7 protein-coding genes are annotated in these 14,028 nt (G+C 71.0%); all 7 read right to left on the bottom strand.

Features of this window, described 5'->3' with window-relative positions:
* Nucleotides 1-23 precede the first annotated feature (23 nt).
* Entirely contained in the window at nt 24-410 is a 387-nt protein-coding gene (locus tag FHR36_RS15305; protein ID WP_308199353.1) for a cytidine deaminase, read from the bottom strand.
* Nucleotides 407-1,672, bottom strand: a complete 1,266-nt coding sequence (locus FHR36_RS15300; protein WP_253797637.1) for an ABC transporter permease — start codon at nt 1,670-1,672, stop codon at nt 407-409. The genes FHR36_RS15305 and FHR36_RS15300 overlap by 4 nt, the downstream gene beginning before the upstream one ends.
* A complete protein-coding gene (locus FHR36_RS15295) occupies nt 1,669-2,826 on the bottom strand; it encodes an ABC transporter permease (RefSeq protein ID WP_253797635.1) in 1,158 nt (385 codons plus the stop codon). Before FHR36_RS15295 ends, FHR36_RS15300 begins: the two co-directional genes overlap by 4 nt.
* 4 nt (nt 2,827-2,830) lie before the next feature.
* On the bottom strand, nt 2,831-4,387 hold the full coding sequence (locus FHR36_RS15290) for an ABC transporter ATP-binding protein (protein ID WP_253799286.1): 1,557 nt from the start codon (nt 4,385-4,387) through the stop codon (nt 2,831-2,833).
* 370 nt (nt 4,388-4,757) lie between these two features.
* Nucleotides 4,758-5,825 carry a BMP family lipoprotein gene (locus tag FHR36_RS15285; RefSeq protein ID WP_253797633.1) on the bottom strand — a complete coding sequence of 356 codons (1,068 nt, stop codon included), beginning with the start codon at nt 5,823-5,825 and terminating at the stop codon, nt 4,758-4,760.
* A gap of 273 nt (nt 5,826-6,098) precedes the next feature.
* Nucleotides 6,099-6,503, bottom strand: coding sequence for a hypothetical protein (locus FHR36_RS15280; RefSeq protein ID WP_253797631.1), 405 nt, complete (start codon nt 6,501-6,503; stop codon nt 6,099-6,101).
* The gene (locus FHR36_RS15275; protein WP_253797629.1) at nt 6,500-13,576 is read right to left on the bottom strand and encodes a polymorphic toxin-type HINT domain-containing protein; all 7,077 of its coding nucleotides are present in this window, start codon (nt 13,574-13,576) and stop codon (nt 6,500-6,502) included. The genes FHR36_RS15280 and FHR36_RS15275 overlap by 4 nt, the downstream gene beginning before the upstream one ends.
* Nucleotides 13,577-14,028 lie beyond the last annotated feature (452 nt).

The following is a 14,028-nucleotide window of genomic DNA, read 5'->3' as shown; positions in this document are numbered from 1 at the left end:
TACGCGCGTAACAACGGTGGAGACTAGAGCCGCTCCGGCCCGAAGGCGTCCGGCAGCACCTCGCTCATCGGCCGCACCCCGGAGGGCAGGTCGACCAGCAGCTCGGGCCCGCCGTGCTCGAAGAGCAGCTGGCGGCAGCGACCGCACGGCATCAGCAGGTCGCCGGCGCCGTCCACGCAGGTGAACGCCACCAGGCGGCCGCCGCCACTGGCGTGCAGCGCCGAGACCAGTCCGCACTCGGCGCACAGCCCGAGCCCGTACGAGGCGTTCTCGACGTTGCAGCCGGTGACGGTGCGTCCGTCGTCGACCAGGGCGGCCGCGCCGACCGGGAACTTGCTGTAGGGGGCGTACGCGCGCGACATCGCCGACCGCGCGGCCGCCCGCAGCTCCTCCCAGTCGTAGCTCGTCACTTGCCTTCGCCCTTGCGGTAGATCTGTCCGTCCGCGGCCGGCATTCGCAGTCGCTGCGAGGCCAGTGCGAGCACCACCAGGGTGATCACGTACGGGGTGGCCACGATCAGCGGACGCTGGACGGTGTCGGTCAGCGCGTACCACAGGCCCATGCCGACGGCCACGATGATCGCCACCAGCGTGGCGACGAACACCCGGCGGTAGAACTGCCAGATGGCCAGCAGCGCCATGGCGATCGAGATCACCAGCAGCAGCACGTGGACGTTGTCCGCGTCGCGCAGCTGGAGGCTGTCGGTGAAGCCGAACAGGCCGGCGCCCATGGCGAGACCGCCGGGCATCCAGTTGCCGAAGATCATCGCCGCGAGGCCGATGAAGCCGCGGCCCTGGGTCTGGCCGTCCTTGTAGAAGTGCGCCGCGACCAGCGAGAGGTACGCGCCGCCGAGGCCGGCGAACGCGCCCGAGGCGATGACCGCGTAGTACTTGTACTTGTAGACGTTGACGCCCAGCGACTCGGCGGCGGTGGGGTTCTCGCCGCAGGAGCGCAGCCGCAGGCCGAACACCGTGCGCCAGAGCAGGAAGTAGCTGCCGACCAGCAGCACCGCGGCGATCACGATGACCACCGACAGGTGGGTGACCAGGCCGGCCAGGATGCCGGAGACGTCCGAGACCAGGAACCAGTGGTGCTTCTCGATGTTCAGCAGCCCGGACGACAGGCCCGGGATGGTGATCTCCGGCAGCGGGTCGGCCGGCGGGGACTGGTTGGCGCCGGCACCGGCCGACACGTAGTCCTTGTAGTAGATCCGGTTCAGGTAGGCGCAGATGCCGGGGATCAGCAGGTTGATGCCGACGCCGGAGACGATGTGGTCGACGCCGAAGGTGACGGTGATCAGCGCGTGCAGCAGGCCGCCGAGCGCGCCACCGATCATGCCGGCCACCAGGCCGAACCAGGGGCTGACCAGGTAGCCGCCCCAGGCGCCGAAGAAGGTGCCGGCGACCATCATGCCTTCGAGGCCGATGTTGACCACGCCGGCCCGCTCGGACCACAGACCGCCGAGACCGGCCATGGCGATCGGCACGGCGGAGCTGAGCGCGGCCGCGATCTGGCCGGAGGCGGTCAGACCGTGGTTGCCGGTGATCGCGCCGACGGCGGAGAACAGCACCAGCGCGCCCGCGATCAGCAGCAGGACGACCGGCCAGGTGAGCTTGCGCCGCTTGGCGGGGGCGCCACCCGTCTTGGACTTCACAGCAGTGGCGGTACTCACGCCGAGACCTCCTTCTTGGCGGCCGCGGCGGCCTGGGCGGCGAGTTCGGCGCCGACCTTCTGCTGCTGGCGCTTCAGGCCGTAGCGGCGCACCAGCTCGTAGGCGACGACGACGCAGATGACGATGGTTCCCTGCATGACGGCGACGATCTCCTGCGGGAAGTCACCCCTCAGCGGCAGGCGGGTGCCGGCGACGTCGAGGAAGGCGAACAGCAGGGCGGAGAAGGCAATGCCGATCGGCGTGTTGCGGCCGAGCAGGGCGACCGAGATGCCGATGAAGCCGAGGCCGGGCTGGATGCTCTGGCCGAAGTAGTACGAGTGCTGCATCAGTTCGGGCAGGCCGATCAGACCGGCGATCGCGCCGGAGACCACCATGCTGGTGATCACCATGCGCTTGACGTTGACGCCGGACGCCTTGGCGGCGGTCTCCGAGCGGCCGGTGGCGCGCAGGTCGAAGCCGAACTTGGTGCGGCTCAGGGTGAACTGGAACGCCACGCCGATGACGATCGCGATGAAGAGGAACCCGTAGAGGTCGCCGCCCGCGGTCGGGATCGCGAAGAAGTGGCTCGACTGCGAGATCGGCGCGGTCTGGATCGCGTTGCTGCTGCCGCCGCCGTTGCCCGGGGCGAAGATGCCCGGGACCAGCAGCAGGCCGACCACCGCGGTGGCGATGGCGTTCAGCATGATGGTCGAGATGACCTCGCTGACGCCGCGGTAGACCTTCAGCAGACCGGCGATCGAGGCCCACATGCCGCCGATCAGCATCGCGGTGACCAGCAGCAGCGGGATCTGCAGCACGGCCGGCAGGTCGACCTGGCTGCCGACGTACGCGGCGAACAGCGCACCCAGCTTGTACTGGCCGTCGACGCCGATGTTGAACAGGTTCATCCGGAAGCCGAACGCGGCGGCGCAACCGGCGATGTAGTACGTGGTGGTGCGGTTGAGGGTCAGCACCTGGCCGTCGGAGGCGGTGCCGTAATCCCACATCACCTGGAAGGCGTCGAACGGGTTCTTGCCCGAGATCGCCAGCAGGACGCCGCAGATCACCGCGGACAGCAGCACGGCCAGCACCGGGGCGGCGAGGCCGAGCAGGATGCGCTCGCCGTCGAAGCGCTCGCGCAGCGAACGCTTGGCGGCGGGGTTGGGACTGGTCATCTGGTTACTCCCCCGCCTGCGGGTCGTCGGCGGTGTCGGTGGGCTCGTCGCTCGCGGCCGCGGTGGGCCCGTCGCCCGCGTCGCCCGCGGCCTCGGTGCCCTCCGCCGCGATGGCCTGCGCCTCGGCGAGGGCGTCGGCGTCGGACTCGATGTGGCCGCGGGCCGCACCGGTCATCGCGGTGCCCAGGTCCTCGGCGGTGACGGTGGCCGGGTCGGCGTCGGCGACCAGGCGGCCGCGGTAGATCACCCGGATGGTGTCGGACAGGCCGATCAGCTCGTCCAGGTCGGCCGAGATCAGCAGCACCGCGAGGCCCTCGCGCTGCGCGGAGCGGATCTGCTCCCAGATCTGCGCCTGCGCGCCGACGTCCACACCGCGGGTCGGGTGGGCGGCGATCAGCAGCTTGGGGTCGTGGCTCATCTCGCGGCCGATGATCAGCTTCTGCTGGTTGCCGCCGGAGAGGGAGGCCGCGGTGACCTCGATGCCGGGGGTGCGGACGTCGTACTCCTCGACGATCCGCTGGGTGTCCCGGCGCGCACCGGCCGGGTCGAGCAGGAAGCCCTTGGAGTTCGGGGACTCGGAGACGTGGCCGAGGATCCGGTTCTCCCAGAGCGGGGCCTCCAGCAGCAGGCCGTGCCGGTGGCGGTCCTCGGGGATGTAGCCGATGCCGGCCTCGCGGCGGGCGCGGGTCAGCTTCGGGGTGAGGTCCTCGCCGTCCAGGGTGACCGCGCCGGCGTCCAGCGGCAGCATGCCCATGATGGCCTCGACCAGCTCGGCCTGGCCGTTGCCCTCGACACCGGCGATGCCGAGGATCTCGCCCTTGTGGATGGTCAGCGAGATGTCGTCGAGGACGACGCGCTCGATGCCCTCGGCGTCCGGCTTGGCGATCCGCAGGCCCTCGACGCGCAGCATCTCGTCGGCGGTCACGGTGGACTCGCGGGTCTCCGGCGAGGGCAGCTCGGCGCCGACCATCATCTCGGCCAGCTGGCGGGCGGTGACCGTGTGCGGGTCGGCGTCGCCGACCGTGGTGCCGCGGCGGATCACGCTGATCGCGTCGGCGACCGACAGCACCTCGTGCAGCTTGTGCGAGATGAAGATGACGGTGACGCCCTCGGCCTTGAGGTCGCGGAGGTTGTCGAAGAGCGCGTCGACCTCCTGCGGGACCAGGACGGCGGTCGGCTCGTCCAGGATCAGGATCTTGGCGCCGCGGTAGAGGACCTTGAGGATCTCCACGCGCTGGCGGTCGGCGACACCGAGGTCCTCGACCAGGACGTCGGGGCGCACCCCGAGGCCGTACTGGTCGGAGATCTCCTTGATCTTCGCCTTGGCCTTGGCGCCGATGCCGTAGAGCTGCTCGCCGCCGAGCACCACGTTCTCGGTCACGGTGAGGTTGTCGGCCAGCATGAAGTGCTGGTGCACCATGCCGATGCCGCGGGCGATCGCGTCGGCCGGGGTGGAGAACTCGACCAGCTCGCCGTTGATCGCGATGGTGCCCTCGTCCGGCTTCTGCATGCCGTAGAGGATCTTCATCAGCGTCGACTTGCCGGCGCCGTTCTCGCCCATCAGGGCGTGCACGGTACCGCGCTCGACGGTGATGTCGATGTCGTGGTTGGCCACCACGCCGGGGAAGCGCTTGGTGATGCCGCGCAGTTCGACGGCCGCTGTCGCCGTCCCCGCGCTGGGGAGTCCGCCCGGGCTGTGGGCGGGGTCGGAGCCGGTGATGGCGATCTCCTCGTGGTCGTCGGGCGCATCGTTGCGCTGGAGGATGCGCTGCGGGGGGAGGTCAGCGCGGGAGGGACCAAGCTCGGGGTCAGGTGGACGGGAACGGGATGGGGCCCGGGGGGTGCGCGTGGTGCGCACCCGTCCGGGCCCCTCCCCGACTCTCGTCAGTCGTTCCCGCCGCCCGGCAGGAGGCGGCGGTCACGGGGCTGGATCAGCCCTGCGGCGCGGTCGGGATCTTGGTGGCACCCGAGGTGATCGCCTGGGTGGCCTTGTCCAGCTGCGCCTTGATGTCGTCGATGTGACCGCCCGTGGTGGCCAGCGAGACGCCGCCCTCCTTCAGGTCGAAGTTCTTCACACCGGTGATCGGGTTGCCGTTCTTGTACGCCTCGATGTACTTGAACACCGCGACGTCGACGTTCTTCACCATCGAGGTGAGGATGTGGTCCTTGTACTTCGCCAGGGCCGGCTGGGCGGCCTGGTCGGAGTCGACACCGATGGCCCACTTGCCGGCGGTGGCGACGGCCTCGATGGAGCCGTTGCCGGAGGAGCCGGCGGCGGAGTAGATGACGTCCGCGCCCTTGTCGAGCTGGCCCTGGGCGGCCTGCTTGCCCTTGCCCGGGTCGGTGAAGCCGCTGAAGTCCGGCGGGGTGGTGAGGTAGGTGACCTCGACCTTGATGTTCGGGTCGACCGAGTGGACACCCGCGGTGTAACCGGCCTCGAACTTCTTGATCAGCTCGGACTGCACACCGCCGATGAAGCCGACGTGCTTGGCGGTGCTCTTGTTGGCGGCGGCGACGCCGGCCAGGTACGAGCCCTCCTGCTCCGAGAAGGTCAGCGAGGTGACGTTGTTCGGCTGGTCGGGCGAGGCCGAGTCGATGATCGCGAACTTGACGTTCGGGTTGTCCTTGGCGACCTTGTTGACCGCGTCCTGGTAGACGAAGCCGACGGCGACGACCGGGTTGTAACCGGAGGAGACCAGGTCCTTCAGACGCTGCTCCTTGTCGGTCTCGGCCTCACCGGTCTTGGCCTCGGCCTCGAACACGGAGGCACCGAGCTCGGACTTGGCCTTGTCGAGACCGCGGGCGGCGGAGTCGTTGAACGACTGGTCGCCACGGCCACCGATGTCGTACGCCATGCCGACCTTCAGGCTGGAGCCCGAGGCGCCGGCGGACGCGGAGCTGGAGGTGTTGTCAGTGCTCTTCGCGCCGCAAGCGGCGAGCGAGGCGATGCCCAGGGAGCTCGAGAGCACCACCGCGGCGAGCTTCATTGAACGGCGCAAGGGAGTTTCTCCTTCTCACACACCCGTTTGGCGTGGTCGAGCGCCACCGTAACGCGCGTAGAACACGGTTGTATTACGGCCTGCGGAGCCATCCGGGTTGTTACCAAAATGTGGTCGGGCACCGGGTCAAACCCGGACATAGCGTCACACTTGTTCAACCCGATGTCACTACCCAGTGGTATCGGATCACCACCCTACGCCGACCCTTTCCGCAACGACGAGGAGCCGCGCCGGACCTGTGTCCGAACGCGGCTCCCGTCCTTTGCCGACCGGTCAGACCGACCCGGTCACGAGGTCCGCCGGCGGCGGCCCCTCCTCACCCGGAGTGAACAGCGAGGGCTCGTAGTACTTCCGCTCCGCCTCGCGCCAGGTCGGCGTCGAGGACACCACGAAGCCCTCCCAGTCCGCCGAGCGCAGCAGGTACACCGAGCCCGCCCAGTCCGGATCCAGCCCGTACCGCCCGCACAGCTCGGCGCCCTCGGCGGCGGTGGCGTGCGAGACGGTCAGCCCCGCCGCCACCGGCCGGATGAACAGCGCCCGGACGTGCCCGAACTCGATCTCGATCCGGGTGGTCACCGGCGGATCGGAGTCGGGTACGGGGTTGCTCTGCAGCCGCAGGGTGCTGTGCGACCCCACCCACCACAGCTGGAAATCGCGGTCCGGCCAGCTCGCGGTCATCCCTTGTAGCCCTTCAGTCCGGGGGTGATGGTCGCCCAGTCCGGTTCCTTCATCTCGCCGTTCACCTTCGCTCCGTTGAGGTAGAAGTCCATGTTCTGCAACCAGTCGCGGTCACCCATCCGGACCGCGCGGCCGACCACCGACATCTCCCAGTTGGTGCCGCTGCCGCTCTGTGGCGCGGCCGCCTTGCCGCCGATCATTCCGCGCTTGTAGGCGTTGACGAACTTCTCGATGGCGGTGCTCCCCTCCATCCCGTCCAGCACGATGGAGATCCTGGTCCCGGGGTTGCTGACCGTCTGTTCCACGCCCGCCATCCACATCGGCCCGTTGTACGAGACGTCGTGGCCGCCCCAGGGGTCGCCGTTGAAGGTGTGGGCACCCTTGCCCGTGGCGAAGTCCCCGATGTTGTTGTCGCGGTCCTTGATGCCCAGGACGATGTGCTCGCAGACCGAGCTGATGGTGCACTTCGGCTGCTCGCCGTGGGCCGCCAGGTTGGTGATCTCGCAGTTGTGCACGAGCACCGGCGTCCCGCCGGCCAGCACGTAGTAGGTGTGCAGGTCGGCGACGGTGAGGTCGTGGGCCTCGGTCGGCGCGGTGGTGTAGTTGTCGACCGCGGTCACCGTGACGTCCGAGCCGTCGGGGGTGGCGAGGTGGTCGCCGGCCCGCAGGTCGGCGGCGTCGGTCCAGCGCCCGGTGGTGGCGTCCCAGAACGGGTGGTGCGCGGTCACGGTCAGCGTGGACCGCTCGCCCGTACCGGTGCTGACGGTGAGTCGGGTGAACTGACGGTCGTCCGGCGTGGTGATGGTGTCGGTCACCGGGCGGGCGGTGTGCTCGCCGGTCACCGGTCCTGCGGTGGCGACCTCGTCGCCGATGCGAACCGCGCCGATCGGCTTGGCGCTGCCGTCGGCCATCAGCACCCGGGTGTCGGCCGGGAAGCTGTGCAGGCACTTGCCGGTGACCTTCTCGGCCAGCCGGGTCAGCGCGCCGGTCAGCTTCTTGGTGGCCCCCTTCGTGGCGCCCTTGATCAGCACCTTCTCGGCGGTGCGGACCGCGCCGGTCTCCACGCTCGCGGGGCTCGGCATCGGGACCGGCCCGAAGACCGACTCCAGCCAGCCGCCGAGCTTGTACCAGCGGCTCTTGGTCTGCGGGCCGTCGATGTCACCACCGAGGTTCTTCAGCATGGTGGTGCCGTTCATGAAGCTGTGCGGGTTCTCCCGCTCGTACTTCAGCCGGTCCGCCCCCTCGGTGTCGCCGGTCAGCCGGTCCCAGCCCTCGGCCATCTGGGAGACCTCGTCGACGGCGGCGTGGTAGTAGCCGCTCGCGGTGGCGCCGATGGCGTTGCCGGCCTTGTGCAGCCAGCTCTTCCAGCTGAGGCCGGACGGGTCGCTGTAGTCGATCGGGTTGTTGTTGCTGTACGCGTAGGCGTTCCACTGCTGCGGCTCGGACGGGTTGACGATCGGATCCGGGTTGAGGAACCGCCCGTGCACCGGGTCGTACTCGCGCGCGCCGAGGTTGGTCAGCCCGGTGGCGTCGTCCTTGGTGCCGCCGACGAAGCCCTTGTCACCGGACCAGCTGCCGGCCGCGGGCTGGGTGCCGCGCGGGTTGCCGAACGGGTCGGTCGGCCGACGGGTGACCGTCTGCGCGGCGTCGGTGTCGATCTGCACGCCGTTGGTGCCGTGCTGGTCCGCCGCCTGGTAGACCAGCTTGCCGCCGCCGGTGGCCGCGGTGACCCGGCTGACGCTCAGACCCCCCGGCGCCGGGTAGGTCCGCAGGTCGGAGAGCGACCCGGAGGCGGTGTCCAGCGTCAGCTCGTCGACGCCCAGGTCGAGCGTGGTGGTGCCCGGGTCGCGGCGGATCAGCTGCGCGCCGTCGGCGTCGTACAGGTACGAGGTGCCGCCGGCCTGGCCGGTCCGGGCGAGCGAGGCCAGCTGGCCGTCGACGCCCCAGGTCAGGTTGGTGGTGCCGGTGGTGTCGGTGATCGCCGTGGTGTTGCCCGCGGCGTCGTACTGGTAGGCCGTGGCGGTGGTGCCGGCGGGCCCGGTGGTGGAGGTGCCGAGCAGGGCGTGCGGACCGCCCGTGCCACCGCCGGTGTTCGGGGCGGTGGTCGGCGTGTTGACCGACTTCGGCGCACCGAAGGTCTGGGTGGTGGTCACGTCCTTGGCGCTGTTGCCGCCGAGGTCGTGCTGGACCAGGGAGGTCCGGTTGCCGGTGAGGTCGTAGCCGTAGCTCTGCCAGTACGGGGACGGGCCGCCGACCGAGCCGGCCGCCGGGCCGCCGGCGTTACGGCAGCCGCCGATGCCGGGGACGGACGGGGCCGCGGCGGTGCCGGTGCCCGCGGTGTCGGTCCAGGCGTTGGTCAGCCGCCCGAGGTGGTCGGCGGTGAAGCACTGGGTGTCGGTGGCGCCGCCGTCCTGCCGGTCGCTGATCGAGGTGATCCGGCCGGCCGGGTTGTAGGTGTAGCCGACCTGGTCCAGCGAGGTGGTGCCGGTCTGCCGGTCGAGGAAGGAGTTCACCACCCGCGCGGTCGCCCAGTCGTATTGCTGGGTCGAGACCACCTGGTTGCCCCAGTCGCCCACGGTGGTGCGGGTCGGCCGGCCGAGCGCGTCGTACTGCACGTCGGTGACCAGGGTCGAGTTGCCGCCGGAGGCGATCATCAGACCGGTGTTGGAGTACAGGTAGTCGACGCCCTCGGCGGGCAGGCCGCCCACTGCGGGCAGGTCGGTGTGGGTCAGCGAGCCGAGGATCGGCGAGTACTGGTTGGCGGTGGTGTACGTGCCAGCCAGCGCGCCCTCGGCGGCCGGGATCGTCACGCTCACCCCGAGCGGCCGGTACTCCGCGTCGTAGCCCGTCACCGTCTGGGTGTACGCGGAGCCGGCGGCGCCGCCCGTGTAACGGGTCGAGGAGGCCGGCTGGCCCTTGGCCACCGTGTCGTAGCTCCAGGCGGCCAGCTGGTTCGCCGGGGCGATGCTCCCGCTGTAGCTGCCGGTCCGGCGGCCGAGCAGGTCGTAGGTGAAGAGCAGCGTGTCGCCCTTCGCCCCGGTGATGCTCGCCGGACGGGACTCCGCGTCGTAGGTGTACGAGGTGAGCCCGCTGTCCGGGTCCTGGCTGCTGGTGAGCCGGCCGCGGACGTCGTAGGCCGACGACCAGGTGTTGCCCGCGGCGTCGGTCCGCGAGGCGGGCTGTCCGGCTGCGGTGAACGCGTACGAGGTGACGTCCGCGTCGGCCGGCCGGCCGGTGGCGGTCGCACCGTGGTACTGCCACAGCTGGACGGTCCGGCCGCGGGCGTCGGTCACGGTGCTGGTGGGCGTGGCGCCCTGCGGCGGGGTGACGTCGGTCCGGTCGGCGCCCGGGTACGCGGTGGTGGTGGCCCACTGCTGCTGCCCGTACGAGACGAACGCGCTGGTCACCGGCCGGCCCAGGCCGTCGTAGGTGGTCCAGGTCTGCGCCGGGACCTGCGAGTCCTGCGGGGCGAAGACCGTCCCGTTCGGCTGGGTGGTGGCCTCGTAGTACGCGGCGGAGGACTTGACCGTCCAGCCGTGCGAGTCCACCACCGCGTCGGTGATCAGCCGTCCGGCGCCGCCGGTGGCCGGCGAGGTCTGGGTCTGCCGCAGCCGGCCCAGACCGTCGTACAGCTCGGTCTTCCTCGCGTAGGTGTTGTCCTCCAGCAGCGACTCGGTGGTGACCACCGACGGCGCGCTGACGCCGTTGATCGCGTAGCCGAACTTCAGCGAGGGGCTGAGCGAGGTGGCGCGGCTGGAGCGCCAGACGGCGGTGAGCCGGCCCAGCGCGTCGTACTGCTGGGTGGTGGTGTGGCCGTTGATGTCCGAGGTGGTCAGCGGCAGGCCGCGGCCCGGGTCCTGGGTGACCGTGGTCGACCAGGACGGGCCCATCGCGCCGTACTGGGTGACCTTGGTCGCCAGCGCCCCGGTCGCCGGAGTGTACGCGGTGGTCGCGGTGGTGGCGGTCAGGGTGGCCCCGGACAGCTGGTTGCCGGCCGCGTCGTAGGTGGAGCCGTCGGAGTCGGCGGTCGCCAGCGTGCGGCCGTACACGTCCGAGGAGGTCACCCGGCCGGTGCTCACGTAGACCGGCGCACCCGCCGCGTCGAAGTGGTCCAGGGTCTGCCAGCCGGTCGGCTCCCCGACGTCGCCGGCCTGGCCGAAGGGCTTGCCGTCGTAGAGGGTGCGGACGTCGGAGAGCGTGGTGGCCGCGGTCGCGGCGGTACCGCACGGACCGGCGACCACCTTCTTCTCACTGACCAGCGCGAGCAGCATCGGGTTGGTGGCGCTCGCGTAGCTGGTGGTGGTGCAGACCGGCGGGGTCGCGGCGGTGCCGTCGCCCTGGTCGGCGACCTGCGTCTGCCGGTTGCCGTTGGCCGGGTCGCTGGTCCCGGAGGAGGTGACCGTCCGCCACGAGCCGTCGGCCAGCAGCTGCTTGCCGGTGTTGGTGCCGGTCGCCGCGGCGTAGCGGGCGACCAGGTCGGGCATCCCGCCGGACTGCTTGTGCGTGGCGGTGACCTGCTGGTTCCCCGAGGAGGCGCCCTGGACGGCGACGACCTTGCCGCCGGCCCGGTCGTACGACTCGGTGCCGGTGAGCGCGCCCGCCAGCCAGTCGGAGTCGGTCACCGTCGCCCCGAGCGGGGTCGTGTCGGTGACCGCGCGGCGGGAGCCGTCGGCCTTGTAGTCGCCGTCCATGCCGCGCAGGTAGGTGACGACCTGCTGGGTCCTGGGCGCCTCGCCGCTGTTGCCGCTGCCGGTGGTCGTGGTGACCGTCCGGTAGCCGCGGAAGCCGTCCCAGGTGCGCAGCTTGGGGTCGGTGAACTCGTTGTCGTTGCGGTGCCAGGCCGCGCCGCCGCCGTAGCTGTAGTCGGTGCTCTTGGTGAGCGCGGTGCCGGTCACGGCGTCCTGCTCGGTGACCGAGGTGACCAGGTACTTGTTGAACCAGTCCTTCACCGGGTCGGTGGCCGACTGTCCGGGCAGGTACCAGTGGACCGGCATGCAGGCCATGGTGTTGGCGTCCTCGGCGGACGGCATGCGGCCGGCCACCCGGGAGCACTCCGGGTCGGCGTAGACCACGTTGATCTGGCCGCCGGTCTCGGTGGTGATCTGCTGGATCCGCGGGCGGTTGAACGCCGGCTGCGCCGGGGTCAGGCCGTCCACCCGGTTCGGCAGCTCCCGCGCGGTGAACGACACCGCCGGCAGCGCCACGCCGCTCTGCCCGTTGCTGCCGGTGTGCTGGACGGAGGCCAGCCACAGCGCCGGCTTGGTGCCGTCGCCCGGCGTCGGGAAGGAGTGCTTCAACTCCCAGCTGTCGACGGTCCGGTAGGCGCCGTCGACCAGCACCTGGGTGGAGACGCCGGTGAGCCGCTTGGTGGAGAAGAAGGACGGGCTGTAGTTGGTGCAGGTGCCGCTCGCGGCGCACACCAGGTCGAGCGGCACATCGGGCCAGGACGCCTGGTTGGCGGTGGTCCGCTGGGCGTCCGAGCAGGTGATCGTCCCGTTCGGCAGGCAGCGCTCGGAGACCGAGAACTGCACCTTGGCGGCGGGCTTCGCGGCGCCCTTCGCGGCGATCTGCTCCGGGAGGCGCTGGCCGTACGCGATGCCCGTCGGGTAGCCGGCGCGGACGTACGAGGTCAGCGTGCCGCTGCCGTTGTTCTGGCCGCCGCCCCGGCTGTAGGAGTTGGACTCGGTGGCGTAGGCGTAGGTGGTCAGGTTCTGGTGGGTGTCGACCACGTAGTCGAGGTTCCACCGCCAGCCCATGGTGCACCAGGACGCCTTGCCGGTACCGGAGTTGTAGCACGGGTCGCCGCTGTTCGGCGCGTACACCGGTTCACCCCAGGCGGAGCCCGCCGCCGGGTCGGTGCCGTCGCCGCCGGGCAGGTGGTTCTGGCCGAACCAGTACTGCGTGCCGTCGGTGGTGGTGACCTTCCAGTACTCGCCGTTGTTCAGGCCGTTGGGAGCGCCGGTCAGCTGCTCGATCTTCGAGCCGTCGTCGCCCTGGAGGTGCCACACACCGGTGGAGTCGTCGCGCACCAGGGTGCCCGAGTGGGCGCCCAGGCTCAGCGTCGCGTTCTGGCCGCCCCAGCAGAGGTCGCCGGAGCCGGTGATGCCGTCCTTGTCGCAGTTCTTGTAGCTGCGCTCGATGAACCCCGGCTGGTAGTCCCAGCCCTCACCGATCCACGACGACTGGGCGTTCTGCGCCGAGTTCTTCCCGTCCACCGAGGAGCTGTCGTACGAGAGGGACACGGTCGGCGCGCCGCCGCCGAGCGCCGCCGGCACCTGGATCGCGTACCCGTAGCCGAAGCCGCCGGTGTTGGTGCCCGCGCCCCAGTTGGCCGACGGGTTGAGCGAGGTCGCGGTGTAGCTGCCGCCCGCGCCGGAGGCACCGGTGGTCGCGGCCAGCACCATCGGCGCGGCCGCGGCCGAAGTGCCCTGCACCAGCGACGCCTTCACCGCGCCGGGTGCGCTCCTGGCCGGCTCCGCCGACGGCAGGGTCACCTCGGCGGTCAGTACGCCGCCTGCGTCGACCGCCGACGCCACCGAGGTCTGCGTCCGGCACTCGGCGGCCTGCGGGTCGGTCAGCGCGCAGGCGGGCAGGGCGACCAGCTGCGAGCGGTCCGACCAGCCGGAGCCCTGCAGCGCCTTCAGGTCGAGCGCCACCTTCACGCTCTTGCCCGCGTCCCCGGCGTCCGTGCCGGTCAGCGCGACCACCGGGCCCGCCGTACCGGCTGCCTTGCCCTTGTCGCCGCCGGCGACCTCCACCTTCACCGCGTGCGCGGAGCTGCCTCCGCCGCGGGCCACCTTCACCGGCAGCTTCCCGGCCTGCTGGACCTTGTCGTCGCCCAGCGTCACCGTCGCCGAACCGGTCACCACCGGCACGGCCTCGGCCTTCCAGTCCGCCGGCACCGGGTACTTCGGCGCCGGCAGCTTCCCCGGCGACTGGTTCTTCCCCTTGACCGGCTTCCCGGGCGAAACCCCGGGAGTCTTCGGCGGAGTCCACACCTTCCCGTGCGGCCGCGCCGCCGCCCACGCCTCGGTGGAGGGCGCCGCGACCAACCCGAGCACCAACCCGGACATCGCGACGAGGGCGGACCACCTCCCCCCGCCCCGACCGTTTCCGCGCAGCAGAGAAGACAAAGCCCCACCCCCCGTGACGCGCGCGGAGCCCCGCCCCGCGCGAAAAACCCGACCCGCGCACACTCCTGTCGCGATCATGGCGACCCTACGGGGCGTCAGTTCGCGTACGCCACCTCTGACAATCCCTCACCCCAGCTTTCACCGAGTCGTTATCGCTCCGTGAACGACGGAGCCCCGCCGGACGCCGTCCGGCGGGGCCCACACGCGGCTACGGCTGAGCGTCGCGCCGGCGGTAACGATCACCCGCGTCTGTCCCGGTTCTCGTACAGCCATGCCATGGCGAGGTAGCGCCAGGCCGCGGCGCAGCAGGCAGACCTCGATGACGTCGAGCGAGTCGATCCAGCCCCCGCCGTGACCGTGGACCAGTTCGGGAAGGCGCAGCCGCACCCGCG

It is taken from the genome of Kitasatospora cinereorecta (genome assembly GCF_024172095.1).
GTDB classification, from domain to species: domain Bacteria; phylum Actinomycetota; class Actinomycetes; order Streptomycetales; family Streptomycetaceae; genus Kitasatospora; species Kitasatospora cinereorecta.
This window is presented reverse-complemented; position numbering and strand designations above follow the sequence as displayed.